The sequence below is a fragment of the Parafrankia irregularis genome (assembly GCF_001536285.1).
Lineage (GTDB): Bacteria > Actinomycetota > Actinomycetes > Frankiales > Frankiaceae > Parafrankia > Parafrankia irregularis.
Genome location: NZ_FAOZ01000013.1, coordinates 162,900 through 189,407 on the forward strand (window position 1 = coordinate 162,900; position 26,508 = coordinate 189,407).

Annotated in this window: 23 protein-coding genes; 15 read left to right on the plus strand and 8 right to left on the minus strand. The window is 70.1% G+C overall.

Features of this window, described 5'->3' with window-relative positions; all coding sequences use genetic code 11:
- Positions 1-177 precede the first annotated feature (177 nt).
- Together AWX74_RS20660 and AWX74_RS20665 are read left to right on the plus strand one after the other, a co-directional pair.
- The gene (locus tag AWX74_RS20660) at positions 178-894 is read left to right on the plus strand and encodes a TetR/AcrR family transcriptional regulator (protein WP_165615702.1); all 717 of its coding nucleotides are present in this window, start codon (positions 178-180) and stop codon (positions 892-894) included.
- A gap of 63 nt (positions 895-957) precedes the next feature.
- Positions 958-1,347 carry a PPOX class F420-dependent oxidoreductase gene (locus tag AWX74_RS20665; protein ID WP_091279390.1) on the plus strand — a complete coding sequence of 130 codons (390 nt, stop codon included), beginning with the start codon at positions 958-960 and terminating at the stop codon, positions 1,345-1,347.
- A gap of 103 nt (positions 1,348-1,450) precedes the next feature.
- Here AWX74_RS20665 and AWX74_RS20670 read toward each other — a convergent pair whose 3' ends face one another.
- The 4 genes from AWX74_RS20670 to AWX74_RS20685 form a co-directional block, all read right to left on the minus strand.
- Positions 1,451-2,641 (minus strand): cytochrome P450, encoded by a 1,191-nt coding sequence (locus AWX74_RS20670; RefSeq protein ID WP_091279393.1) that lies wholly within the window; start codon positions 2,639-2,641, stop codon positions 1,451-1,453.
- A gap of 70 nt (positions 2,642-2,711) precedes the next feature.
- Positions 2,712-4,178 carry an aldehyde dehydrogenase family protein gene (locus AWX74_RS20675; RefSeq protein ID WP_091279395.1) on the minus strand — a complete coding sequence of 489 codons (1,467 nt, stop codon included), beginning with the start codon at positions 4,176-4,178 and terminating at the stop codon, positions 2,712-2,714.
- 45 nt (positions 4,179-4,223) lie between these two features.
- Entirely contained in the window at positions 4,224-5,228 is a 1,005-nt protein-coding gene (locus AWX74_RS20680) for a sucrase ferredoxin (protein WP_091279398.1), read from the minus strand.
- A gap of 4 nt (positions 5,229-5,232) precedes the next feature.
- Positions 5,233-6,213 (minus strand): enoyl-CoA hydratase, encoded by a 981-nt coding sequence (locus AWX74_RS20685; protein WP_091279401.1) that lies wholly within the window; start codon positions 6,211-6,213, stop codon positions 5,233-5,235.
- Between the two features lie 252 nt (positions 6,214-6,465).
- Here AWX74_RS20685 and AWX74_RS20690 point away from each other — a divergent pair, with 252 nt between their 5' ends.
- Positions 6,466-7,293, plus strand: coding sequence for an SDR family oxidoreductase (locus tag AWX74_RS20690; RefSeq protein ID WP_091279404.1), 828 nt, complete (start codon positions 6,466-6,468; stop codon positions 7,291-7,293).
- A gap of 60 nt (positions 7,294-7,353) precedes the next feature.
- Here the strand turns inward: AWX74_RS20690 and AWX74_RS20695 are convergent, their stop codons facing one another.
- Entirely contained in the window at positions 7,354-8,421 is a 1,068-nt protein-coding gene (locus AWX74_RS20695; protein WP_091279406.1) for an NAD(P)H-dependent amine dehydrogenase family protein, read from the minus strand.
- Positions 8,422-8,480: 59 nt separating this feature from the next.
- Entirely contained in the window at positions 8,481-9,701 is a 1,221-nt protein-coding gene (locus AWX74_RS20700; protein WP_091279408.1) for a CaiB/BaiF CoA transferase family protein, read from the minus strand.
- A gap of 620 nt (positions 9,702-10,321) precedes the next feature.
- On the opposite strand from AWX74_RS20700, the gene AWX74_RS20705 reads away from it, so the two are divergent.
- From AWX74_RS20705 to AWX74_RS20725, 5 genes are read left to right on the plus strand one after another with little or no spacing between them, the layout of a single operon-like run.
- Entirely contained in the window at positions 10,322-11,533 is a 1,212-nt protein-coding gene (locus tag AWX74_RS20705) for an ABC transporter substrate-binding protein (RefSeq protein WP_091279412.1), read from the plus strand.
- Between the two features lie 43 nt (positions 11,534-11,576).
- Positions 11,577-14,441 carry an ABC transporter permease subunit gene (locus AWX74_RS20710; protein WP_091279416.1) on the plus strand — a complete coding sequence of 955 codons (2,865 nt, stop codon included), beginning with the start codon at positions 11,577-11,579 and terminating at the stop codon, positions 14,439-14,441.
- Between the two features lie 55 nt (positions 14,442-14,496).
- A complete protein-coding gene (locus AWX74_RS20715) occupies positions 14,497-15,774 on the plus strand; it encodes an amidohydrolase family protein (RefSeq protein ID WP_091279419.1) in 1,278 nt (425 codons plus the stop codon).
- Entirely contained in the window at positions 15,771-16,535 is a 765-nt protein-coding gene (locus tag AWX74_RS20720; protein ID WP_091279422.1) for an SDR family oxidoreductase, read from the plus strand. Before AWX74_RS20715 ends, AWX74_RS20720 begins: the two co-directional genes overlap by 4 nt.
- A 19-nt stretch (positions 16,536-16,554) precedes the next feature.
- Positions 16,555-16,878 carry a Rieske (2Fe-2S) protein gene (locus AWX74_RS20725; RefSeq protein WP_091279425.1) on the plus strand — a complete coding sequence of 108 codons (324 nt, stop codon included), beginning with the start codon at positions 16,555-16,557 and terminating at the stop codon, positions 16,876-16,878.
- A gap of 70 nt (positions 16,879-16,948) precedes the next feature.
- On the opposite strand, the gene AWX74_RS20730 is transcribed toward AWX74_RS20725, so the two are convergent.
- Positions 16,949-17,656: an ABC transporter ATP-binding protein gene (locus AWX74_RS20730; protein WP_091279428.1), complete on the minus strand. Its 708-nt coding sequence runs from the start codon at positions 17,654-17,656 to the stop codon at positions 16,949-16,951.
- 302 nt (positions 17,657-17,958) lie between these two features.
- Between AWX74_RS20730 and AWX74_RS20735 the strand changes: the two genes are divergently transcribed.
- The 7 genes from AWX74_RS20735 (at position 17,959) to AWX74_RS20765 (ending at position 26,106) form a co-directional block, all read left to right on the plus strand.
- Positions 17,959-18,777 carry an SDR family NAD(P)-dependent oxidoreductase gene (locus AWX74_RS20735; RefSeq protein ID WP_091279432.1) on the plus strand — a complete coding sequence of 273 codons (819 nt, stop codon included), beginning with the start codon at positions 17,959-17,961 and terminating at the stop codon, positions 18,775-18,777.
- A 71-nt stretch (positions 18,778-18,848) separates the two neighbouring features.
- Entirely contained in the window at positions 18,849-19,991 is a 1,143-nt protein-coding gene (locus AWX74_RS20740; RefSeq protein ID WP_091279435.1) for an acyl-CoA dehydrogenase family protein, read from the plus strand.
- 87 nt (positions 19,992-20,078) lie between these two features.
- A complete protein-coding gene (locus AWX74_RS20745) occupies positions 20,079-21,371 on the plus strand; it encodes an acyl-CoA dehydrogenase family protein (RefSeq protein ID WP_091279439.1) in 1,293 nt (430 codons plus the stop codon).
- A gap of 151 nt (positions 21,372-21,522) precedes the next feature.
- Entirely contained in the window at positions 21,523-22,167 is a 645-nt protein-coding gene (locus AWX74_RS20750; RefSeq protein WP_091279442.1) for a TetR/AcrR family transcriptional regulator, read from the plus strand.
- 341 nt (positions 22,168-22,508) lie between these two features.
- A complete protein-coding gene (locus AWX74_RS20755) occupies positions 22,509-23,765 on the plus strand; it encodes an amidohydrolase family protein (RefSeq protein ID WP_242666337.1) in 1,257 nt (418 codons plus the stop codon).
- 138 nt (positions 23,766-23,903) lie between these two features.
- On the plus strand, positions 23,904-24,875 hold the full coding sequence (locus AWX74_RS20760; RefSeq protein ID WP_091279449.1) for an LLM class flavin-dependent oxidoreductase: 972 nt from the start codon (positions 23,904-23,906) through the stop codon (positions 24,873-24,875).
- 82 nt (positions 24,876-24,957) lie between these two features.
- A complete protein-coding gene (locus AWX74_RS20765) occupies positions 24,958-26,106 on the plus strand; it encodes a CaiB/BaiF CoA transferase family protein (RefSeq protein ID WP_091279452.1) in 1,149 nt (382 codons plus the stop codon).
- Positions 26,107-26,213: 107 nt separating this feature from the next.
- Here the strand turns inward: AWX74_RS20765 and AWX74_RS20770 are convergent.
- Positions 26,214-26,508, minus strand: a 295-nt coding sequence (locus AWX74_RS20770; protein WP_114476403.1) for an IS30 family transposase, incomplete at its 5' end; no start/stop codon positions are given.

Here is a 26,508-nt window from a genome sequence, read left to right on the forward strand (position 1 = left end):
GTGCTGTCCGCCTCCTGGTCCGGGGTGCGGGCCGGGCCCGCGAGTCGAACCAATGTAAGAGGCCTCTAACATTGGGGTCAAAGCGGGATGGAACACATCGGACGGATGGATCAGCGCAGGTCAGGGCACGGGCAGCGGCCAAGGCCGAGGCAGAAGCAGAAGCAGAGGACGTCACCGGTGACCCAGCGAGCCACCTATCACCACGGGGACCTGCGCGCCGCGCTCGTCCAGGCCGCACTCGAGCTGGTCAGCGCGAAGGGGGTCACCGGGCTGTCGGTCGCCGCCGCGGCCCGGCGGGCGGGGGTCAGCGGGGCCGCGCCCTACCGGCACTTCGCCAACCGGGCCGAGCTGCTTTCCGCCGCCGCGACCTTCGCGGCCCGCCAGCTCTCCGAGCTGATGCGCGCGGCCACCGAGCAACCGGCGGAGCCCGACGACCGTGACGACGACAGCGACAGCGATGTCGGAGACCGCGCGGGGGTCGGGGTGGCACGCGCCGTCGAGGTGCTCGCCAGGCTCACCCGGGTCTACGTCCACTTCACCCTCACCCACGGCGCCGGGTTCGAGCTCATCTTCGCCGACGAGCTCCAGGACGTACCCGACCCGCAGCGCCGCGAGGCCACCCGTGAGCTGCACGACCGCCTGCTGTTCCCCGCGCTGGCCGTCACCGGCGACCCCGACGCGGCCGGCCACCTGCTGCGGGCGCTGGTCGCGATCGCGCACGGCTACGCCTACCTGCCACGCGGCGGGTTCATGCGCGGCTTCGACACCAGCCCCGCCCGGGTGGCCGACGAGGCCGCCGGGGCCGTCCGCACGCTGGCCTGGTCGGCGACCGCCGACCAGGCGGCAGGTCAGGGCGGGGACCAGTCGGTCTGCGGATACGGTCGTTCACCGTAGGCATCCCTCGCCTGATTCGCACCACGATTTCATGCCATGAGACGCCATGAGAATGGAGAACCGGTGCCGACCATCTCCCCGAGCCACCGCGACCTGCTGGAGTCCGGACACACGGTCACCCTCGCGACGGTCGGAGCCGACGGGCAGCCGCAGGTCACCGCGATCTGGGCGATGCTGGACGGCGATCACGTCCGGACCTCGCTGCACCCCGGCCGGCAGAAGTACCGCAATCTCGTCGCCCGGCCGCAGGCGACGCTCTTCGTGATCGACCCCGGCAACCCGTACCGCACTCTGGAGGTCCGCGGCACCGTCGAGATCACCGAGGACACCGACCTTGCCTTCCTCAGGCGCCTGCTCGCGGTCTACGGCAGCGACCTGGAGCATTTCCCGGCGCCCGTCGACGGGCGGGTGGTGGTCACCCTCCGTCCCACCCGCATCGTCGAGCTCGGCTAGCCGGGCCCGGGCAGTCGACGGTGGGCGGGGTAGGCGGGGTGGGCGGTTCCGCGGAACCGCCCACCCGCCGCCGCCCGCCGCCCGCCGCCCGCCGCCGGTTGGTTCACAGGACGATCGGCAGCCTGTGGTAGCCGCGGATGGTCGCGGTGTGGATCAGCTCAGCGCCGGACAGGTCGACATCCCAGTGCGGGAAGCGGTTCAGCAGCTCCTCCAGTGCGATCCGGCCCTCGATCCGGGCCAGGGCGGCGCCGAAGCAGTAGTGCACACCCTTGCCGAAGGTGAGGTGCGCGTCGATCTTCCGGTGGATGTCGAAGGTGTCCGCGCCGGGGAAGGCCCGCTCGTCCCGGTTCGCCGAGCCGGTCAGCAGGGTGACGATCTTCCCTTCTTCGACGCGCTGCCCGTACAGCTCGACCGGTTTCGCCGCCACCCTGATCTGGATCGGTGACGGCACCTCGAAGCGCAGCGTCTCCTCGACCGCGTTCGGGACGAGCGACCTGTCGGCCACGACCTGGGCCCGCTGGTCGGGGTGCTCGGCGAGGACCTTCCCGAGCCAGCCGATCAGCCGGGCCGTCGTCTCGACCCCGGCCGCGTAGAGCATGCCGACGTAGTTGAGGATCTCGGCGTCACTCAGCCCGCGCTCCTCGCCGGTGAAGACGTCGGTGAAGCGGGCCTGGATGAGGGTGGTGAGGAAGTCGTCCGCCGGGTTGGCTCGACGGAACTCCAGGAACGGCGCGTATGGTGCCCCGATGCTGGGCAGCCGCTGCTCCTCCTGCGGCTTCTCCTCGGTGAGCCGGGCCGACTCCTCCACCCTGTCGCGCAGGCTCACCAGGTACTCGTCGGGAATGCCGACGAGGGCGCCGATGACCCGCATCGGCAGGTGGCCGGCGAAGTCCTGCACCAGGTCGAAGCCACCGCTGCCGACGAGCGGGTCGAGGTACTCCGCGCACAGCTCCCGGATCCGCTCCTCCAGGACCTGCACGCGCCGCGGGGTGACGGCCCGGCTCAGGATGAGCCGGTGCATGTCGTGCTCCGGCGGGTCCTCGGCGATGAAAAGCCCGGGCGGTGTCGGTAAGCCGGCCTTCACCATCTCCATCAGGATGCCCTTGGCGGACGTGTAGCTCTGCCAGTCGACGGAGGCGGCCTCGACGTCGGCGTACCGGGAGAGCGCGTAGAAGTCGTACCGCTCGTTGTAGTAGAGCGGCTGTTCCTCCCGCATGCGCTTCCACACCGGGTAGGGGTCCTGGTCGATGTCGAAGTCGTACGGGTCGTAGTAGATCTCGGTCGCGGTGCTCACGCTGTGCTCCTGGCTTCCGTCGACGTGCGTCTGCGCGTGTGTGCGTGTGTGCGGTACCGGTCCCGGGGGGTCACACGGGCTCGCACAGGGTTTTGATCTGGAGGTACTCCTCGAAGCCCAGCTGGCCCATCTCGCGGCCGATGCCGCTCTGCTTGTACCCGCCGAAGGGGACGTCCGGCCCGTAGTAGATGCCGCCGTCCACGATCATCGTGCCGGCGCGGATCCGGCGGGCGACCGCCTTGGAACGCTCGTGGTCGCCGGAGAAGACCGCGCCGGAGAGGCCGAAGATGCTGTCGTTCGCGATCCGCACGGCGTCGTCCTCGTCGTCGAACGGCAGCGCGACGAGCACCGGCCCGAAGATCTCGTTGCGGACGATCTCCGCGTCCTCGGGCATGTCGGCGAACAGGGTCGGCTCGAAGTAGTAGCCCCGGTCGAACCGCGACGGGCGCCGCCCGCCGAGGACCGGCGTGCCACCGGCCGCCTTCGCCCGCTCGACGATGCCCTCGACGCGGTCGCGGTGGCGCTCACTGTTGAGTGGGCCCATCACGTTCGCGGGGTCGAGTGGATCACCGTAGGGCACCATCGACAGCATCTGGGCGGCAAGCTGGACGCCCTCCTCGAAGCGGGAGCGCGGCAGGAGCAGCCGGGTCAGCGTGGCGCAGCCCTGGCCGGCGTGGACGCAGACCATGAAGGTCGACATCCCGATCGCGGTCGCGAAGTCGGCGTCGGCGAAGACGATGTTCGCCGACTTCCCGCCGAGCTCCAGGAAGCACTTCTTCACCGTCTCCGAGCCCAGCTTCATGATCCGCCGCCCGACCGCGGTGGAACCGGTGAAGCTGATCAGGTCGACGCGCGGGTCGGTGATGAGCTCCTCACCCCGGTCGTTGACCGAGCTGGTGATGACGTTGAGGACGCCGGGCGGAATGTCGGTGTGCTCCGCGACGATCTTTCCCAGCGCGCTCGCGCACCACGGGGTCGTCGGCGCGGCCTTCAGGACGACGGTGTTCCCGGCGGCGAGCGCGGGGGCGACCTTCGCGAGGTTCACCTGGGTCGGCTGGTTCCACGGGGTGATCGCGCCGACCACCCCGTAGGGCTCCCGCTCCGTCCAGCGGCGGGAGCGGAACTGCTCGATCTGGCCGATGCCGTGCGCCTGCGTGAACTCGTACTTCTCCAGCAGGTCGGCGACCCAGCCGATGCCTTCGACCGGCCGGTCGAAGGTGGAGCCGGAGATCCTGCTCGGCAGGCCGACCTCGGCCGTCGACATCGCCTTGAACGGCTCGGCGTGCTTGGACAGCGCGTCCTGCAGCTGGCGCAGGCAGCGGACCCGCAACGCGACGTCGGTGCTCCATGTGGTCTCGTCGAAGGCCCTGCGGGCGGCCGCGATCGCCGCGTCCACGTCGCCGGCGGAGGCGTCCGCGGCGACGCCGATGGCGGCCTCGGTGGCCGGGTTGATGTTGTCGTACGTGGCCCCGCCGTCCGCGTCGACGAGCTGGCCGTCGATGAGCAGTTTCGCGATGTCCAGGCCCGCGTAGGTCATGTCCTTGCTCCTGTCAGGTGAGACGTGTTTCAGGCGAGCGGCGTGTCAGGCGAGCGGCGTGTCGGGCGAGCGCGGCGTGCTTGTGGCGGACGGCGTGTGCTCGTGGCGGACGACGTCGGAGACCGCCCATTCGGTCTGGCGCTTCGCCGCGGCCGACGGCGGGCTCAGGCAGTCGGGCATCGCGACGGTGCGGCCGGGGCGGACGTCCGCCGACCAGGTGACGGCGTTCCCGCCCTCGGCCCAGGTCAGCTCGGCCCGGGTGCCCTGCACCGACCCGCTGCGGGGGCGGTCCAGCACACCCCAGCCCTCCCGCCGCAGGACCTCCAGCTCGAGTGCCTGCACCTGCGGGTCCGCGAGGCCCGAGCAGCCCCGGTAGTGGCCGGCGAGCCGCTCCGGGTCACCGGAGCGGCTCAGCACGGAGTCGACGAGATCGAGATCGGCGAAGGCCCAGCCGGTTCCCTCCGGGAGCACCAGGCACACCGGCGCGAATCGATGCCCGCCGAGATGGCTGGCCCGCCACAGGTTCACCCCCGGCCGCACCCCGGCCGCCTCCAGTTTCACGGCGAGGCCCGCGCCGAGCCGGCCGCAGCAGGCGTCGCGGCGGCCGTGCCCGCACACCAGGACGTCGACAGCGGGGATCTCCAGCGCCGACGGCGCCGGGTCGGCCGCCGCCGCGACCAGCTCGCCGACGGTGTCGTACAACGAGCAACCGACCGCGCTCTCGAACCTGCGGTATCCGGCGAACCTGGCCTCACCGGGCCTGCGGGCATGCAGAATCACCCGCCGTTCCTCCCCTGCAGGGCGCCGCTGGGCGGGGACGACGGCCTGCAGCCGGTAGCCGGGCGGACCGATGAGTGGCTCCAGGGCGGCGCCCTGGGCGCTTTCGCCGACGTCCCGCGGCCATGGCAGCGGGATCTCGACGAGCAGGAAGCCCGGGTAGGTTCCGGCCGTGCCCGCTGGCGACATGGCCGCCACCCGCGCCCAGTCGGAGCATCTGATCTTCGCGTCGGGGTCGACGTCGGGTGGGCGGACCCCTGCCGTCACGTCCATTCCCTCAACCGACCGGATGGGCGTTCGGCGCGGGGACCTGGACGAGGTCCCGGCGCGACGGCGGGACCGGCGGACTGGTCCGCCAGTCGGCGACGCCCTGGTCACCCGGCTGGCCCACCGGCATTCCACCCTCGTGCACCCAGGCCCAGTGGGAGTGGTTCAGCTCGTGGAGGGTGAAGCAGGCGTTCAGCGCGTTGTAGAAGCCCATGTTGTCCACGCTCTGGTTCACCGACTCCTTGATGAGCAGGGCTGCCATGGTGGGAATCGAGGCGATCCGCCGGGCGAACCGCAGCGCCGAGTCATGCAGCTCGACCCCCGGGAAGATCTTGGAGACCATCCCGAGGCGCCAGGCCTCCTCCGCGTCGATCGAGTCGCCGGTGAGGAGTAGCTCCTTGGCCCGGCGCGGGCCGAACTCCCATGGATGCGCGAAGTACTCCATGCCGCACATGCCGAGCCTGGTACCCACCATGTCGGCGAACGTGGTGCCCTCGGCCGCCACGATGAGGTCGCACGCCCACATCAGCATGAGGCCCGCCGCGTAGACCTCGCCGTGCACGGCGGCAATGGTGATCTTCCGAAGGTTCCGCCAGCGGCGGGTGCTTTCGAAGAAGTGGTGCCACTCCTGCAGCATCAGCTTCTCGGCGCCGTGGCGGGTTCCGCCGTTCACCTTTGCCGAGGGATGCTGGTTCGGCCCCGGGAGCATGTCCTCGCGGCCCTGGCGCGAGCCCATGTCGTGGCCCGTCGAGAACATCGAGCCGTGGCCTCCGAGAATGACGACACGGACGGTGTCGTCGGCCTCGGCGCGCAGGAACGCGTCGCCCAGCTCCACCAGCAGGCCACGGTTCTGGGCGTTACGGGTCCCGGGGCGGTTGAGCATGATCCGCACAATCACCCCGTCGTCCAGCTCCTCGTAGGTGAGGTATTGGTAGCGCGAATCGACGAGTGCTCCACGCGCATCAGTAACAGCACAGTCCGAATCGGTCATCGAGTATTGCGGCTCGCTCATGGATGCCCTTCCCTCCGGGCGGCGCGGTCCGCTCGTGCCAGTCTCCCAACACCGGAGGAGACAGGTCCCCCACCTGCCGCCTTACCGTCCATATTTACACTAGGTTCAAGTACATGTACTGTCAACCCGGTCGCGGGCAGGACCGGCATGGCCCCATTTCCCCGCAGGGCCGTCGAGACGCCGATCCGCCCCGGAGCAGACCTGGGCAGGAAGAATCGGAGGGCGCGGAGCATGACCGAGACAGCAGCATTTCGCTACGACGGAAAGCGGGTTCTTGTGGTCGGGGGGGCCACCGGAATGGGCGCGGCGGCCGCCCGGGCGGTCAGCGCGCTCGGCGCGGAGGTCGTGGTCATGGACCGCGCCCCGGTCGACTATCCGGTTGACCAGCAGATCACCGTCGACCTCACCGACCCCGGCGCACTGGATGCCGCGATCGACCAGGTAACCGGGCCGCTGCACGCGGTGTTCTCCGCGGCCGGCATCGCCGGCGGGCCGGCCGTCATGCGAGTCAACTTCATCGCCCACCGCCATCTCGCCGAGCGGCTGGTCCAGGACGGAACACTGGTCCCCGGCTCGGCGATCTGCATGATCTCGTCGGTGGCCGGGCTCGGCTGGCAGAATCACCTGCCGCTGCTGGTCGATTTCCTCGCGACGCCCGACTACGCGTCCGCTGATGCGTGGGTTGACGGTCATGATGGCACCTGCACCTACATGTTCAGCAAGCAGGCGATCAACGCCTATGTCGCCCGCGAGTCCTATCCGCTGCTGACGAAGGGAATTCGGATCAACGCGGTCTGCCCGGGGCCGACGGACACCCCGCTCGCCCGTGCCAACACCTGGCTCGGTTTCGACGAGCAGTACCGAAAGGCGACCGCCACAGCGCCGTTGCGGGCGGACGAGATCGCCGACGTGATGGCGTTTCTGAACAGTTCCGCGGCCGCCGGTGTGAGCGGCGTCAGTCTCCTCGTCGACTCCGGCCACGTGATGTCCTCGATCGGCGGCTCGTGGGAAACGGGCCGCCCGGTCATCGAGTTCCTGATGACCCAGCGGTCGGTGTGACCGGCCCCGTCCAACAAAAGCGGCGGCCCACCGATTTCCGGTGGGCCGCCGCTTTCTTTTCTAAAGCCGCGGGGCGGCCGGATTTCTCGACGGGAACGGAGGCAGATCGAGCAGCGACAGGACCCCTGGCTCGGCCGCGCAGACCCGGGGAACCGCGTTGACGACGCTCATCGCCGACGCCACGGCCACCGGGTCGCCCGAGTATCCGGCCGGCGAGGAGATCTTCAGGTCCAGCGTGATGCCGGGCAGGCCCTCGACGACCGCCCGGTAGCCGTCGCCGGCGAATCCCAGCTCCGCGAAGTCGTTCTCCCGCAGCTTCTCGACATGCTCGACGACGACCTTGGCCACGCCGCCGACCAGACCCTTGACGCGGTATCTGACCCCGCCGATCGTCCCGGCCGGAATGTGGCCCGACGCCACGTCGAAGGCCTCGTCCGCGTAGCTGAGCGTGTGGTCCTCGACGATCTCCTCGATCGTCACGCCGATGGCGTCGGCCAGCAGGTGCAGCGTCGTCGCGTGATACCTGGTCGTCACACCGGGCGCGAGGATGGGCGAGCGTGCCGCGTCCCGCTGGCCGAAGCCGAAGAACTTCGTGATGCCCTCCCCCTCCCAGTAGGCGTTGTTCATGAACTGGTACATGTGCACGCTGCTGACCTCACGGGCGAGCGCCAGCGCGGACAGCGCGAGGCCCGCGGTGCCGTAGCCGGGGTCCATCCCGACCGTGACGATCGACGACCCGCCGTCGAGGCAGGCCTGCTCCAGCTCCTTGTACAGGTCGTCGTCCTGCGCCTTCGGGTACACCAGGGTCGGCCACCACAGGTTCACGACGTTCTTGCCGGACCGCAGGATCCGCAGCAGGTCCCCGAACGTCTCGCTCGGGTCCTCCACCCAGTTCCGTCCCACGGTGAAGCAGACGCAGTCGGCGGGCGTGGCCAGCAGCGCTTCCTTGTCGCGGGTCGCTGTCACGCCCAGCGGGCCTAATCCGCACAGTTCGCCGACGTCCTGGCCGTCCTTGTGCTCGGAGTGGGCCCAGGCGCCCACCAGTTCCAGATCGGCGTGGCCGAGGATGCCCGCCACCGCCTCCCTGGCGACGGTGCCGGTTGTCCATTGGATGACGCGGTACGTCACGGTGTCCTCCGCTGTCCGAGGGGCTGGAGTGGTCCGAGGGGGCGCGCCGGGCTCACCGGTCAGGTGACGGCGCCGTCGATCTTCATCTGGATGATCTGCTCGTCGGTGTGCCCGAGCTCCCGGAGCAGGTCGTCGGTGTGCTCGGCGAACTGGGGGGCGCGCCGGGTGTCCGGCGGCAGGTTGTCGAACTGGACGGGGTTGGCGACCAGCGAACGTTCCTTGCCCTCGCTGTCGGGAAACGTGCTCAGATAGCCGTTGGCGTGCATCTGCGGGTCGTCGAGGATGTCGAGCGGGCCCTGGACCGGGGCCCAGGGGCCCTCCATCGTCTGCAGGTGGTCGATCCAGTGCGCGTACGGCTTCTCGGCGATCGCGTCGGCGATGTACCGGCCGGCCTCGGCGGAGTTGGCCATGAGCTTCTGCGCGGTGTCGAAGCGCTCGTCCGTGACGAGATGATCGAGACCGAGGTGGCGGCAGACATCCGGGAAGTAGCGGAAGGCCTGCGGCATCGTGAAGTTGATCCACCGCCCGTCGGACGTCCGGAAGTGGCCCACCGTCGGGTTCAGCGCCACGTTCATCATGGTCTGGTTGAGCGGTACGGGTTCCTTCGCGGCGCCGGTGAGCGCCGCGTTGCCCAGGTCGAGCCCGAAGGCCCAGGCCCCGACGCTCATGAGGGAGACGTCGACGACCGAGGGCTGGCCCGTGGTCGCGCGGCCGTAGAGCGCGGCGGCGATGCCGCCGGCGATGGTCATCGCGCCCATCGAGTCGCCGTAGGCGCCGGCGGGCATGCTGACGACCCGCGGGCTCTCCGGCGGAGTCACCCCCCAGGCGCTGCCCATCCGGCACCAGAAGGCGGAGCCGTCGTAACCACCCTTCTCCGCCCACGGCCCGCGCTGCCCGTGCGCGGACCCACGGACGAAGATGATGTCCGGGTTCGCCTTTCGGATGTCGTCGACGTCCAGCCGCAGCCGGCGGCGCGCGGCCGGGAGGAAATTGGTGAGGAAGATGTCCGCGTCACGGCACAGTTCGAGCAGGACGTCGTAGCCCGCAGGGGTGGCGAGGTCGAGGCCGATGCTGCGCTTCCCGCGGTTGGGATGATCCATGATCGGCTGGAATGTGCCGTCCTTCGGGTGGTTCACCATTCCCCGCTGAGCGTCACCCGCCACGGCATGCTCGACCTTGATCACATCGGCACCCCACTCGGCAAGAATTCCACCTGCCGCAGGGGTGAACGTGAACTGGGCGACCTCAACCATCCTGATGCCCGCCATCGGCTGATGCACTGGCTCGCACTCCCTTCCCTAACGGCCTGAAAGCCCGCTGGACGCTGGTCGCCCCGGCCACTCCCTCGACACCATAGTTAGACTGAGTCAAAGTATGCAAGGGCCGGCCGCGCCCCGGGGACGGGCGCGACGCCCGCTCGACACCGGACCCCCGAGCTGCACCGGGCCCCCACCGGCAACGGGGAGGCCCACGAGCCGACCCGTGCGACCACGGCACTCGGGCCGAGCCGGGTCGCACCTCGGAGGCAGGGCGGACGCCGCCAGCCCACCCAGCACATCAGACCTGGACAGAGGGTTGTGCGACCCGCGCCCACCTGTTAAAAAGTAGATCTCGCAAAATTTGACTCAGTTCAAAACTGAGATTCCTCCAGAGACGGAAACGGACAAACCGCACCCGATGGGCCGGCACGGCCCGCAGCTGCGGCGGGTCAGTGCGCGCCGGGAAACCCTGCCGCGGCCGATGAGCGCTGCCCAGAAAACACCGATGATCCTGCGCCTGGCGTGTCCCCCAGGCCAGCCGGAAACGAAGGAAACCGGCCGAAACGCCGGTTGGAGTGCTGCCGTCACACGAGTCTCCCGTTTCTTTTCTCCGGGAGAACACCGGGAAGGGAAGTCCGATCATGAAGAATCGCAGGGCACTCGCGGTGATCGCCGCGGCCGGGCTGTTATCGGCCGCACTCGCCGCCTGCGGTGGTGGCTCCGACGGCCAGGCCGCCGCCGACACCGCCGGCCTGGCCGGTGACCCGATCGTCGTCGAAGTGATCACGCCGCTGTCGAGCGTCAGCCCACCCGTCGAGGTCTACCACGGAGCGCTGGCCGCGGCCTCCGCGGTGAACGCCTCCGGCGGCATCAACGGCCGGCCGCTGACCGTCAAGGTCTGCGACGCCGGCGGCACCGACGGGCCGGCGAAGGCCGTCGAGTGTGCCCGCGACCTGGTCGCCGACAAGACGATCATCGCCGAGGTAGGCGACTACGAGGCCTACCAGGAGCAGGTCAACACGATCCTGGCCGCCGCCGGTGTTCCCAACATCGGCCCGCCGCCGCAGAGCCAGTCGGTGCTGAACTCCGAGAACTCCTTCCCGCTCGCCGGTTCCGAGGGCGCTGCGCTGGGCACCGTCCTGGCCGACGCCGGAGCCAGGAAGATCCAGGTCGCTTACACCAACATCGCGCAGGCCGCCTCCGCGGTGCAGTTCAACGAGGTCTCCCTGGAACGCGGCCGCGGCATGAAGATCACAGGCAGCATCCCGATCGACCTGACCGCCACCGACCTCACTCCGGCCGTGACCCGCGGCGCCGACGGCGACGGGGTGGCCCTCGCCGCGATGCCCACGCACCTCGCCGCCTGGCTCACCGTGGCCCGCGGGGGTGACTTCGACCAGAAGATCTCCGCCAGTGCCTCCTCGCTCGTGCCCAGCGCGCTGTCCGCGCTCGGCGACAAGGCCGACGGCGTCCTCGTCTCCGCCGGGCTGCCCATCGTCACCAGCGACGAGCCGGGCATCGTCCGGTTCCGCGACGAGATGACGAAACACCAGCCCGGCAAGATCATCGATCAGGTCAGCCTCTACGGCTGGCTCGACACCTGGGCGTTCGCACAGGTTGCCCGCACGATCGACGGACCCGTCACCCGCGAGTCCACGCTGAAGGCATTCAGCAACCTCAACGATTTCAACGTCTTCGGTCTGCTGCCGGACGGCTTCTCCACCACAAAGCCCTTCGACGCCCTGCCCGGGATGCCCCGCCTGTTCAACCAGCAGATCGTCGAAGGCGTCGTCAAGGACGGCAAGCTCCAGCAGACATCCGAGGGCTACGTCCCCATCTTCACCAAGCCGTGACCGCGACCAGCGCGGGCGGCGGGAACCGAGGGGTAGCGCAACGATGATTCGCTTCGCCTTGCTCGGCCTCGGTCTGGGAGCCATCTACGCCCTTGCCGGCCAGGGCCTTCTCCTCGTCTATCGAGGCTCCGGCGTCGTGAACTTCGCGCAGGGCGCGTTCGCCGCGGTGGGCGCCCTGGCCTTCTACCAACTACACATGGAGGCCGGCGTCCCGACCGCGCCCGCCGTCGCGCTGGCGCTGGCGATCTCGGGGGCCGTCGGCGCCCTCATGCACCTGGCGGTGATGCGCCCGCTGCGCGACGCACCACCGCTGACCAGGGTGATCGCGACCCTCGGGGTGATGGTGGTGCTGCAGCAGGCGGGCCGCATCGTCTTCGGCACCGAGGTGCACATCGTGCCGTCGTTCCTTCCCACCGACAGCGTCCGCCCGTTCGGCGGGCCGGCGGTGGGCGCGGACCGGCTGGTCCTGCTCGCCATCGCGGTGGTGATCTCGGCGGTCCTGTGGCTGGTCTACCGGTACAGCAGGTTCGGCGCCGTCACCGCCGCCGTGGCGGAGAACGAGCGCGCGGCGCAGCTCACCGGCCACTCCCCGGACGTCGTCGCCGTCATCAACTGGACGCTCGGTGCCATGCTCGCCGGGGCGGCCGGAATCCTCATCGTCCCGATCACCGGGCTCGACATCAACACGCTCATCCTGTTGATCATCCCGGCCCTGGCCACCTGTGTGGTCGCGGCCTTCGCGTCCTTCCCCATCGCGTTCGCGGCCTCGATGGTCATCGGCATCACCCAGTCCGAGATCACCAACTACGTGAGCGCCGCGGGCTGGGGCGAGGCCGTCCCGTTCCTGGTCGTCGTACTGGTGCTGGTCGTGCGGGGCCGCGGTCTGCCGCTGCGCAGCCACGTCAACGAGGTGCTCCCCGAGATCGGGACCGGGGTGCTGCGGCCCGGCCGGGTCGCGGCCGTGGTCGCGGTGGCGACCGTGGTCATCCTGTCGACGCCGGACAGCTGGACGGACGCCTTCACCACGACCATCATCGGCGCGATCGTCTGCGTCTCGCTGGTCGTGGTCACCGGCTACGGCGGGCAGCTCTCGCTGGCGCAGTTCGCGTTCGCCGGCTGGGGAGGCTACGTGGCCTCGCGCCTCGCCGCCGAACACGGGCTACCGTTCCTGCTGGTGCTGGTCATCGGCGTGGTCGCGGCGGTCCCCCTGGGCGTCGTGGTCGGCCTGCCCGCACTGCGGACCAGGGGCATCCACCTGGCCATCGCCACCTTCGGCCTCGCCTACTCCCTGCAGGCCGTCCTCTTCCAGAGCGTCCCGCTGACCGGCGGTCTGGAAGGGACCGTCGTCGAACCCGCCTCGCTGTTCGGCTGGGACGTCGACCCGGTCAGCCACCCGAAGCGGTACGCCGTCGTCTGCCTGGCCGCGCTGCTGCTGGCCGCCGTGGCGGCCGGCAACATCAGACGGGGGCGGTCGGGCCGACGGCTGGTCGCGGTGCGCGGCAACGAACGCGCGGCCGCCTCGCTGGGTATCAGCGTGTACGGGGCCAAGCTCGTCTCGTTCGCGCTCTCGGCGGCCATCGCCGGGCTCGGCGGCGTCCTGCTGGCCTTCCAGTCGAGCTACGTCGACTTCAACCAGTTCAACGTGTTCAGCTCGATCGCCGTCGTCATCAACACGGTCATCGGCGGCGTCGGCTTCCTGCTCGGCGGCGTCATCGCCGGTGCCAGCACGTCGGGCGGGCTCACGTCCAAGATCTTCGGAGAGATCTTCCCGAACGGTGACATCAACCAGTACGTGACGCTCGCGCTGGCCGCGCTCCTCGCGCCCACCCTGATCAGCTTCCCCAACGGTTTCGCGGCCCGCATCGCGGGCTGGCGGCCCCCGGCGGCACTCACCGCCCGCTTCGGCCACGGAGCCGGCCGTTCCAGCGGCGGCGCCAGCCGTTCCAGCGGCGGAGCAGTCGCGCCCGCGGTCGCGCACCGGGTGCCGCCCAAGGTGCTGCGGGTACAGGACCTCGCCGTCCGCTTCGGCGGCGTCCACGCGCTCGGCGGCGTCTCGATGGAGGTCCGGCCCGGCGAGATCGTCGGCCTCATGGGTCCCAACGGGGCCGGCAAGACCACCTTCATCGACGCCGTCACCGGCTTCACCCGGCTGTGGAGCGGCACCATCCAGCTTGACGACACACGGATGGACGCGCAGAACCCGCGCCGCCGGGCCCTGCTCGGCATCGGTCGCACCTTCCAGTCGCTGGAACTGTTCGACCAGCTCAGCGTGCTGGAGAATCTGCGCACCGCCGCCGACCCGCGTGACTCGATCGCCTACGTCACCGATCTGGTGCGCCCGAGGCGCACCCAGCTCACACCGGCGGCGCGCTCCGCGGTCGAGATGTTCGCGCTCGCCGACGATCTCGACCGCCTGCCGTCCGAGCTCTCCTACGGGCGCCGGCGCCAGGTGGCCATCGCCCGGGCGATCGCGGCCGAGCCCTCGGTCCTGCTGCTGGACGAACCGGCCGCCGGCCTGAACGAGTCGGAGACCCACGAGCTCTCCGACCTGCTGCGCCGGCTGGCGGACGAATGGGGCATCGGCATCGTCCTGGTCGAACACGACGTGCCGATGCTCAACCGGGTCTGCGACCGGCTGGTGGTCATGGACTTCGGCAAGGTCATCGCGACCGGGACCCCGGCCGAGATCCGCTCGGATCCCCGGGTGATCGCCGCCTATCTCGGCACGGAAGACCCGGAGATCGCGGAGCCAGCGGAGGTCAGCGGTTCCGCCGAGCACAACGGTTCCGCGGAACCGCCTGAAGCGGTCCGCCCGGCCCAGCCGGCAGGTTCGACGGAGCCGGCAGCTGCGGCGGAGCCGGCCGCCAGCCAGGACGTCGCCGCGGTCGGCCGGGAGCTCTCCGGGTGAACGGAGCCCGACAGCCAGTGAATCGGATCAGGGAAAGCGAAGGGCCGGTGTGAGCATGGAAAAAGAAGACATGATCCTCGTCAGTATCGACGATCATTCGATCGAGCCGCCGGACATGTACGAGCGGCACGTGCCCGCCAGGTACCGGGATCTGGCGCCGAAGGTCATCCGCAACGACGCGGGAATCGACCAGTGGGTGTTCCAGGGCGTGGCGACGTCCACGCCCTTCGGGATGGCCGCCACGGTGGGCTGGCCGGCCGAGGAATGGGGCCGTGACCCCGGGACCTACACCGAGCTGCGACCCGGATGTTTCGACCTGAGCGCGCGTGTCGACGACATGAACGCCAACGGCGTCCTCGCCTCGATGTGCTTCCCCAGCATGGCCGGATACAACGCCCGGACGTTCGCCGAGGCACCGGACAAGAAACTCTCCATGATCATGCTTCAGGCCTACAACGACTGGCACATCGACGAGTGGTGCGCGGGCGCCCCCGGCCGTTTCATCCCGATCGGAATGCTCCCGATGTGGGACGCGGAGCTCGCCGCGGCGGAGGTGCGCCGGCTCGCCGCGAAGGGCTGCCGGGCCGTCAGTTTCCTGGAGGCGCCGCACGCGCAGGGCTACCCGAGCCTGCTGTCCGGCTACTGGGATCCGATGCTGCGGGCCGTCGTCGACGCCGGCACCGTGCTCTGCCTGCACATCGGCGGCGGGATGGGCCTGCTGAAGCTGCCGCCGGAGGCCCCGCCGGACCATTCGATCATCCTGTCGACGCAGATCATGACGCTGGTCGCGCAGGATCTCCTGTTCGGCCACGTTCTCGAGCGGTACCCGACCCTGAAGATCGCCTTCTCCGAGGCCGGGATCGGGTGGATTCCCTTCTACCTCGAACGAGCCGACCGGCATGTGAAGAACCAGGTGTGGCTGCACAACGACTTCGGTGGGCGGCTGCCATCGGAGATCTTCCGGGAGCACGTGCTGGGATGTTTCATCACCGACCTCTCCGGACTCAAGGCCCGGCATGACATCGGCATCGACATCATCGCCTGGGAATCCGACTATCCGCACACGGACACCACCTGGCCCGAATCGCCCGAGCTGCTGTGGGGCGAGCTGACCGAGGCCGGTGTCACCGAACCGGAGACCCACCAGATCACCTGGCAGAACGCGTGCCGTTTCTTCGACTTCGACCCGTTCACGACGATTCCGCGTGAGCAGGCCACCGTCGGCGCGCTGCGGGCCCGGGCCCGGGCCGCGAACGTCGACACCACCCGCATGCCGAAGGACGAATGGCGGCGGCGCAACGAGGCGGCGGGGATCGGGGTGCTGGCCCGATGAGTCAGCTCGCGGGCAAGGTGGTCGCGGTCACCGGGGCGACCAGCGGATCGGGTCTGGCCGTGGCCAGACGCTTCGCGGCCGAAGGCGCCTCGGTGGTGTTGCTGGCCCGGGGGCCGGACCGCCTCAAGGCCCTGGTGGACGAGCTCGGGCCGGGCGCCGTGGGCGTGGCGACCGACGTCGGCGACCCGGACAGCGTGCGGAGCGCCTTCGGTGCCGTCGAGGAGCGGTTCGGGAAGCTCGACGTCCTCATCAACAACGCGGGCCTGCACCGCCCGTGCCCGTTCGACGCGCTTTCCGACGGCGACATCATGGCCCAGGTCCGCACCAATCTGCTGGGCCCGGTCTACACCTGCCGGGCGGCGATTCCGCTGCTGCGGGCGGCCGGCGGCGGCGACATCATCAACACCTCGTCCGAGGTGACGATCGAGGTCTTCCCCTTCGAATCCGTGTACCGCCTCACCAAGGCGGGTCTGGAGGCACTCGGCCAGGCCCTGAACCTGGAGTTCGAGAAGGAGGAGATCCGGGTGACCACCCTCATCCAGGGAGTCGCGCTGGGCGAGGGCGGCGGGTCGACCGACTGGGAGAACCACGGGGCACACAGCGACATCGTGTGGCCGCGGCTGCAGGAGGAGGGCACGATCCGGCGGGTCATGGGCAAGCACGGCGGCCAGACCGTCGAAAGCGTGGCAGACGTCCACGTCTTCATCGTCACGCGGCCGCGCGGCCAGAAACTCGACGTCATCCGCGCCCGCAGCTACTGACCGTCATTCAGGAGAAGCAGTGGCTGATTTCCACGACGCCGTGCCGGTTGACTGGATCGGTCCGGGCGAGACCGCGACCGTCATCGTCGACGGATTCCCGGTGGCTGTCGCCAACGTCGACGGCGAGTACTTCGCCTTTCAGAACCTCTGCCCGCACCAGGGCAGCGTGCTGGGCGGGCGTCCCCTGGACCAGGGGTGCTTCATCATCTGCCCCCAGCACGCCAGCCGGTACGACGTCCGCACCGGTGCCTGTGTCCGGCCCTCGTCCTCGGACGGGTTCAACCAGGATCTGATGGTGTTCCCGACCCGGGTCTCCGACGAGGTCGTGCAGATCCAGATCTGACCCGTATCTCCGATCAGTCCCGGGTGGCTGGCCGGTCGGTCCCCACACCGTCCGGCCAGCCACCCGCAGGTCATGCCGCGGCCGCCCCGCCGAGGTAGGCGCCCTCGATCCGGCGGATGTCCCGCGTCGCCTCCTCGGCCGGCCCCGACCACACCACCCGCCCGCGCCTGAGCACGCAGGCCCGGTCAGCCACCGCCAACGCCTGGCGGGCGTGCTGCTCGACGAGCAGGACACCCGCGCCGCGGTCGGCGGCCTCGCGCAGCGCGCGCATGAGACGCGCGACGATCTTGGGTGCCAGGCCCAGCGACAGTTCGTCGGCGAGCAGGACCGCGGGTTCGGCCGCCAGCGCCCGGGCCGTCGAGAGCATCTGCTGCTCACCGCCGGACAGCAGGCCGGCCCGACGCCCGAGTAGCCGCTCCAGTTCGGGAAACAGCTCCAGCGCCCGCTCGACGGGCCCGGGACCGATCCGGAGGTTGTCACGCACCGAAAGCCGGGAGATGACGGAGCGTTCCTCGGGAACCACACCGAGACCACCCCGCACCCGGTGGTGCAGAGCCGCCGTGGTCGGCTCGCCCCTCCATCGGATCTCACCACCGAGCGCCGGCAGGGCGCCGGAGAGGGTGAGCAGGGTGGTGGTCTTCCCGGCCCCGTTCGGGCCGAGCACGACGACGATCTCACCGGGCCGGACGTCGAGATCGACATCCCGGACGCAGGGGACCCGCCGATACCCGGCGCAGAGGTTCTTCGCCTGCAGGACGGGAGGCTCTTCCGCGCTCATCTCAATCCGTTCCCTCGAAAGAAAATTTAGACCAAGTTGAATTAGTGTGGGACCTCGCACGCGGCGGCGCAACCATGGCCCGACAACCCTCCGGAAGCCTCACCACCCGAACCCACCGGGCATGGAGATCGAATCCCAGGCCGACGCCCACAGCCACAAGGATCATGGAGCGACTCTTGCATACTTAGACTCGGTTTAACTAAGCTCGCGAAGCGGACAGGCGGGCGGAACGCCCGGGAGCCGAACCGACATCTCCTACCCGCGGTACAACACCGCGCGGACTACACAAGGAGCCACCGCACGTGAGCTTCACGATCGATCTGAGCGGAAGGACGGCCGTCGTCACCGGCGGCGGTCAGGGCGTGGGCCGCGCCGCCTGCCTGACCCTGGCCGCGGCCGGCGCCAGGGTCCTCGTGAACGACTTCGTCGCCGACCGGGCGGAATCCGTCGCCAAGGAGATCGAACAGGCCGGCGGCGCCGCGGCGGCCGTCCCGTTCGACGTCTCGGACTACCAGGCGGTGACCAGGTCGGTCAGCGACGCGGGCGTCGACATCCTGGTCAACAACGCGGGTAACGCGGGGCCGGCGATCGGGGACGCGACCGCGCCGGCGTCAGGCGGGCGCGGCCCCTCGGTCAGCCTCGGCGAGTTCACGAACACCGAACCAGCCGACTGGGAGCGCTACTTCGCCGTGAACCTCTACGGCGTCATGAACTGCACCCGGGCGACGCTCCCCCACATGATCGCCGCCGGTCACGGTCGGATCATCACGATCGTCTCCGACGCCGGCCGGGTCGGCGAGCCGCACATGGCCCCGTACGCCGCGGCCAAGGCGGGTGCGGCGGGGTTCACCCGTGCGATCGCCCGGGAGGTGGGCCGCGACGGGATCACCGTCAACAACATCGCGCTCGCCACCGTCGACACCATCGGGCTCGCGGAGATGGCGGCCGGGTCACCCGAGATACAGCGCCGCGTCGAGCGCCAGCTGCGGCGTTACATCGTTCCCCGGCTCGGGCAGCCGGATGACGTCGCCGGGCTTGTCACCTTTCTCGCCAGCCCCGCCGCGTCCTGGATCACCGGCCAGACCTACCCCGTCAACGGCGGTTACTCGGTCAACCTCTGACCACGTCCACCACGGACGACGTCCACCACTGGCAGGCGCGGCACCAGCCCCAGAAGGGAATGAGAACCGGCATGGATCCCGATCTCTCCCCCGAGCAGCGGCTCCTGCGGGAGACCGCCGAGCGGTTCATCGAGGCGAGCCTCCCACTCGGGAAGCTGCGCGAGCTGATCGACGCCGGCGGTGAGGTCGGCCCGGCCTACCGGCGTGAGGCGGCGGAGGTCGGCTGGTTCGCCTTCCTGGCTCCGGAGTCCCTCGGCGGCGGGAGCGTCTCCGACGCCGGTGTCCTGGACACCGTCGTTCTCGCCGAACTGCGCGGCCGGTACCTGCAGCCGGGTTCGTTCATCGACACGAACCTGGCCGTGGCGACACTCAGCCGCGAGGGCTCCGAGGAGCAGCAGGCGAAGATCCTGCCCGACCTCATCACGGGCGAGGCGGCCCTCGCGTGGGCCGTCGCCGACCCGTCCGGCGACTGGTCCGGGCCCGCGGGAGCTCACGCGCAGACGGTGCCCGGGGGGTACCGCCTGACGGGGCGCAAGGGGCTGGTGGTGGAGGCGCAGTCGGCGCAGTGGCTGCTGCTGACGGCGAACACGACCGAAGGGCTCACCCAGTTCCTGCTCCCGGCGTCCGCACCAGGCGTCGGGGTGGAGGTTCTCCGCGGGCTGGACCTGACCCGGCGGCTGTGCGAGGTCCACCTCGACGACGTCGTGGTGGACGGCTCCGCCGTGCTGGGCAGGCCAGGCCAGGCCGGTGCCGCCGTCGACGCGCAGATCCGGCTCGCCGCGGTCCTGGGCGCGGCGGAGTCCGCCGGCGCCATGCAGTACCTGTTCGACCTCACCCTGCAGTACTGCAAGGACCGGGTCGCCTTCGGTCGGCCCATCGGCTCCTTCCAGGCGATCAAGCACCAACTGGCCGACAGCAGCCTGGCGCTGGAGATGAGCCACGCGGTGGTGACCGCGGCCGCCCGGGCGGTCGCCACGCAGGACCGGGGCCCGGTGGAGGCCGCACGGGCCGCGCATGCGGCGAGCCTGGCGAAGGCGTTTGTCTCGGACGCCGCGATCGAGCTCGCGCACAACTGCTGGCAGCACTTCGGCGGAATCTCCTACACCTGGGAGCACGACTTCCACCTGTACCTGCGTCGCCTGACCGCCGACGCGGCGCTGTACGGCACGCCGACCTGGCACCGCGAGCGGGTCTGCCAGCTGTCCGGTGTCTGAGCACGACGGCGTTGGACGAGAAGCGGAGCCCCACGGGCACCGAAGGTCCATGGGCACCCAAGCTCCGCGGGAAGCGAAGGAGGCGTCATCGTGAGCGAGACAGCTCCGGGAAGACCGGATCCCGGCGAACCGGATCTCGAGGAGTACCGGCTGGCGGCCCGGCAGTGGCTGGCGGCCAACCTGGAGCGCCGCGAGGCGGGGCCGGCCGGGCTGGTCCGCGGCGGGGGCACCCACAGCGCCGAGGAGTATCTGCCGGAACGCGCGCTGCAGCGGAAGATCTACCAGGCCGGGTACGCCGGCATCAACTGGCCGAAGCGGTACGGCGGGCAGGGGCTCAGCGACGCCCACGCCCGGGCGTTCGCCCAGGAGGCCGCTCCGTACCGGATGCCCGACCTCGGCCATGCCGGCGGCACCACCTACGGCCCGGTCAGCCAGACACTGCTGCGGCATGCCTCGCCGGATTTCCTGGCCCGGCACGTCCCACGCATCCTCGCCGGGGACGAGCTGTTCGTGCAGCTGTTCTCCGAGCCGGACGCGGGCTCCGACATGGCCGGCATCACGACGCGGGCGGTCCGCGACGGCGAGGGCGGCTGGCTGATCACCGGGTCGAAGGTCTGGACCAGCGGCGCCTCCTACGCCGACTACGGCCTGTGCCTGGCCCGGACGAACTGGGACGCGCCGAAGCACCGCGGGCTCACCTGGTTCGCCGTCCCGATGCGCGGCGAGGGCATGACCATCCGGCCCGTTCGCGAGATCACCGGGGCGGCGGAGTTCTGCCAGGAGTTCCTCGACGAGGTCCGGGTGAGCGACGACGAGGTGATCGGCGAGGTCGACCACGGCTGGGCGGTCGCGCAGACCATGCTGCTGGTCGAGCGGGGCGCGGGGCGCGACGACCCGGTCAACATGCCGGAGACCGACCCGGCCACCATCGACCCGTTCCTCGTCGAACTGGTCCGGGCCGCGGGGCGGGCCCAGGACCCTGTCGCCCGCCAGGCACTCGCCCGGATCCACACCGCGGACTGGGCCCGCGGCCAGCTGGGCCGGCGCATCACCGGCCTGCTGCGGACGAGCGACAGGCCCGCGAGCGGCATCGCTTCCTACTGGAAGCTCGCGGCCGGCGTGTACAACCCACAGCGGGCCCGGCTCATGCTGGAAATCGGGCAGGGGCAGCCGCTGGTGTGGCGGGACGACGCGGGTCAGCGGGCGGCACTCGAATATCTGAACAGCCGGGTGTGGTCGATCGCCGGCGGCTCCAACGAGATGCAGCGCAACGCCATCAGCGAACGGGTCCTCGGCCTGCCTCGGGAGCCGAGCTTCGACCGGGGCCGGCCTTTCAGCGAAGTCCAGCGCAGCGCCCGCGAGTGGCTGGAGAAAAACTGAAACCGGCGGCAGCCCGCACGCATGCCGGTGTGGCGTGCGTCTCGCGGGTGTTCCGTGGCTTCGGTGGCGGGTGGCGGCACGAGGAGGCAGGTCATCTCCGTATGCATCTCGGTGGTCTTCCGGCGGGGACCACACAGGTATACTCCGGACGGTGAGCATTTCGAATGAGCCGCGGCGGCGGGCAGGGCTTCTGCAGGAGCGTTCGCGGGAGACCCGGCGCCGGCTGGTCCGTTCCGCGCTGCATTTGTGGACGGAGCGCGGTTTCGAGACCGGTATCGAGGACACGAAGGTCGAGGAGATCTGCCAGGCCGCCGGCGTGACCAAGGGGACGTTCTACTTCCACTTCGCCCACAAAGAGGACATCCTGCTTGAGATGGGTGTCGAGACGGCAACCATCCTCAATGACACGGCAAATCGTTGCGTCCGGGCGGACCGCGGTATCAACGACTCGCTGCGCACGGTCATGAACGCGCTCGCTCGCAACATCAAGGGAACCCCGCCGGCCGCGGTGAGCCGCGCCCTCGCCGAGTTCAGGCGTCCGAACCGGTCGGTCGCCTCCTACGAGGGCCCGGCCTTCGCGGAGGCGTTCGAGAAGCTCTTCGCCAGGGCCCAGGAGAAGGGCGAGGTGACCGGCCAGATCGAGCCGTCGGAGATGGCGCAGATCCTGGAGGCCCTGGTCGTCGACTCCATCATGGAATGGTCCCAGGGCCGGCTCAGCCGGCTCAACCAGGCCCTTTACCGGCGCGCGGCCATCGTCGTCGCCGGGCTGCACCCCGACAACGCGCTCCCGATCTGACCCGCCTGCTCTGACCCGCCCGGGCTGAGGACACGCCCGCGGGTAAGGCCGTCCGCGACGTTCCGGATGGCATTCACTGGCATTGGCCAGCACACACCGACGGACCCCCTCCCGTTTTTTGGCTGCCTTGGGGCCGTCGACGGTGCCGACGCGTGACAATCCCGCGGGCACGACCGGCCTGAAGGCAGGCGAAATCCAGGGCACGGCAGCCCCACTTCAACACTGTGGGGTGGCGTCGACATGCACACCAGAGTTAGACTGAGTTCAAATCTGGTGATCAGGACAAGTCTCCTGGAGGAACGTTGCCTGACAGCCCCCAGCTTGGGACGCGCGGAATCTATGTGGCAGATCTCGAGCAGAGCCTCGACTACGGGATATTCGACGCGGACCACCATCTCTACGCACCTTCGGACGCGGTCACGCGATACCTGTCGGCCGAAATGATCGACCGCGCGTGGCTGCCCGGAGAACCGCGGATGCTCACCGAGGAAGAACATGAGGAAGACGAGGACGCCGACCACGAGCGGCGGACACTCGGCGTCCACTCGCAGCCCGAGGGCGGCCACGGCGGTGTGGACATCACCGAGTTGCCCGCGATGGCGGGCAGCATCCCCATTCCGGGCGCGATGCTCAACAGGCTCAACCCGATGAAGGATCTCGACCAGCTCAGCCGGGCGCAGCTGGTGGAGCGATACAACGCGATGCGCCCGGCCTTCGAGAAGAAGGATCCCCGACTGGCGCTGATGGACCTGCAGAATGTCGAGCTCGCCGTGCTGCATGCCGTCGGGACCGGTTGGGAGAGCGCGTTCGGGCGCGGCGACATCGAGGCCGGGTACGCGGTGAACAGCGCGTACAACGACTGGCTTTGGGAGGACTGGGGCTACGCCCACGACGACCGGATCCTCGTCCCGGTGCCGATCCCGCTGCTCGACGTCGACCGCGCGGTCGCCGAGCTGCGGCGGGTCCTCGACCGCGGTGCCCGGTTCGTCGACCTCCCGCCCGGGCCCGCCTACGGCCGGTCGCCGTTCGACCCGTACTTCGACCCGTTCTGGTCCCTCGTGAACGAGACCAACACCCGGGTCGCGGTGCACCTGGGCGGCACCTACGCCCGGCACGGGGCCGAGTGGAGCGAGGATCCGAACGGCCGCTACCAGCACTTCGACGGCTTCCAGTGGGTCTCCTACTGGGGTGACCGACCGATCATGGACACCGTCACCGCCATGGTGTTCCACAACCTGTTCGGCCGCTTCCCCAACATCAGGGTGCTCATCGCCGAGTTCGGCACCGTGTGGCTGCCCTACCTGCTGCGCAAGCTCGACCACGCGATGCTGCTGGGCCGCCGGCCCAGGTGGGGCACGCTCCCCGGGCGGCCGTCGTCGATCTTCAAGGAGCGCTGCGTCATCGCGCCGTTCCCCGAGGAGAACGTCTCCAAGGCGATGGACGTCGTCGGCAGCGACTGCCTCGTCTTCGGGTCGGACTTCCCGCACTCCGAAGGCATCCCCGACCCGATGCAGTACGTCTCGCAGATCAGGCACCTCGACGACGCCACCGTCCGCAAGATCATGCGCGACAACCTCAGTCGGTTCCTGGACGCCTAGCCGGCTCCTGGACGCCTGGACATCGTGCCGGTCGTCGCACCGGTCCCGACGAACACGCGGTGGGTGCCGGGCGGGACGGACAGTCCCGGTACCGGCACCCACCGAAGGCACGGAAGAAACGGAAGAAGGTGAACATCGATGCGCTTCGCGATGCGCTTCGACTTCCGGAACCCGGCCTTCGCCGGGACCGCGACCGCGGACCGGTACGCCGCGGCGCTGGACATGGCCGAGTGGGCGGACCGGCTGGGCTGCTCCAGCATCACCGTGTCGGAGCACCACGGCTGTGCCGACGGGTACCTGCCGAGCCCGGTCACGATGCTGGCCGCGATGGCCGCGCGCACCCGGACCGTCCGGTTCAGCATCGCGGCGCTCATCGCGCCGTTCCACGACCCGCTGCGGCTGGCGGAGGATCTGATCGTCCTGGACAACCTGAGCCGGGGCCGGGTCGACGTCGTCATCGCCGGCGGATACGTGCGGGAGGAGTTCGACCTGTTCGGCGTGTCACCCCGGGAGCGGCCCCAGCGGGTCACCGAGGTGGTGACGACGCTCAAGGCCGCGTTCGCCGGGCTCCCCTTCGACTACCGCGGCCGCCGGGTCCACCTCACTCCCGCCCCGTACCGTCCCGGCGGCCCGTGGATCTCACTCGGCGGGAGCAGTGAGCCGGCCGCGCGGCGGGCCGCCCGCATCGCCGACGGATTCATTCCGACGGACCCGACGGTCTGGGAGTTCTATCGCGACGAGGTGCAGCGGCTCGGGCGACCCGATCCGGGCCCGAGCCCCATCGGCGCGACCCGGACCGTCGCCCTCGCCGAGGACCCGGAGAAGGGCTGGGACCAGATGGGTCCCTGTTTCCTCTACCAGACGAACGCCTATGGGGCCTGGCAGGCGCAGGATGACGGGGGCAGCCCCTACCGCACGCTGCCCGACGTCGACGCGCTGCGCGCGACCGGGCAGTACCGGGTGGTGACCCCTGACCAGCTCGTCACGGAACTACGGGTCTCTCCCAGCCCCTTCGCCAACTTCCACCCGCTCTGCGGCGGGATGCCGATCGACCTGGCCTGGTCCAGCCTGCGGCTGTTCGAGCACGAGGTGCTGCCGCGGCTGCACTGATCCACCCCAGCGCCGACCCGTCGCCGCGCTGATCCACCCGCTGTGCCCGCTGGTTCGTCCTGGCCCGACCCGAGGAGATCACATGCCCGAACCGACATCCGCGCCGGCTCCGGGGGCGGCGCTGCCCCTGAGCGGTGTCACGGTGCTCGACCTCACCCGGTTGCCACCCGGCGGGTTCGCCACCGTGCTGCTGGCCGACCTCGGCGCCGACGTCATCCGGGTGGAGTCACCGAAGGGGCGGCAGTTCGATGGTCCGATCGGGCTCAACCGCGGGAAGCGCTCACTCGCGCTCGACCTGCGGCACCCGCGCGGGCTGGAGGTGCTGCGGGCACTCGCCGCACACGCGGATGTCCTCGTCGAGAACGAGCGTCCAGGTGTCCTGACGGAGCGCGGGTTCGGCTACGAGCACGCGGCGGTCGAGACGCCGCGCCTGGTGTGGTGCTCGATCACCGGCTACGGCCAGGACGGCCCCTACGCCCAGTGGTCCGGGCACGATCTGTCGTTCGCGGCGCACTCGGGGCTGCTCACCGCGCTGAACCCGCAGCAGCCGTGGCATCCGGAGCTGATCCTGTCGATCCCCGTCGGCGCGCTCATGGCGAGCGTCGGGATTCTCGCCGCGCTGCGTGAGCGCGACCGCACCGGTACGGGTTCCCAGCTCGACATCAGCCTGTCCGAGGCGTCCACCTGGCTGCTCTCGTCCGCCGACGGGATCATCGACCGCGGGCCCCGCGGCGTCCCGTTCGGACCCGACCGCAGCGTCTACGAGTGCGCCGACGACACCTGGGTCGCCGTCACCGCCGCGGAGCCGCGGACGTGGGACGCGCTGTGCGAGGGGATCGGGCTGCCCGACCTGACCGGCTCCCTGCGCCGCTGGGAGGACCCGCACGCCGTGGCCGAGCGACTCGCCGAACGCTTCCGGACCCGGCGGGCCGAGCACTGGGTCGCCGAGCTCGGACCGCTCGGGGCCAGCGTGGTGCGGGTGAACCGTGGGCCGGATCTGCCGAACGACCCGCAGGTGGCGGCCCGCGGGCTGCTGCGGAAGGTCGGTGACCTGACGGTTCCCCTGTCCCCGGTCCGCATCCGGGATGTCTCCGGCGAACGCCCGCCCGGCCCGACCTACGCCCCGCCGCCGGTCGGCGAGCACACCCGCGCGGTGCTGGCGCAGGCCGGGCTCAACGCCTCGCTCATCGACGAGCTGCACGCCTGCGGCGCGGTGGGCCGCCGCTCCTGATCGATCCCGCACCGTCGCGCAGCACCGGCAATTCGCCTCAATAGCCGCAAAATGGGCAAGGATTCACCTGGCAACCCGCAAGAAGTAAGGATTTTGGTCGCTTGTCTTCAGGGGGTCATCGCACAGGCTTCTGCGTAGACCTGTGATGGTGTCTTCCAACCCAGGGTCTGTCGAGGTCGGGCGTTGAGCTGAGCGGCGACGCGAGCGAGGTCGTCGGGGGTATGGACGGACAGGTCGGTGCCCTTGGGGAAGTACTGGCGGAGCAGACCGTTGGTGTTCTCGTTGCTACCGCGTTGCCAGGGGCTGTGGGGATCGCAGAAGTAGACCGGGATCCCGGTCGCGACGGTGAACCGGGCATGCCGCATCATCTCGACGCCCTGGTCCCAGGTCACCGAACGGCGT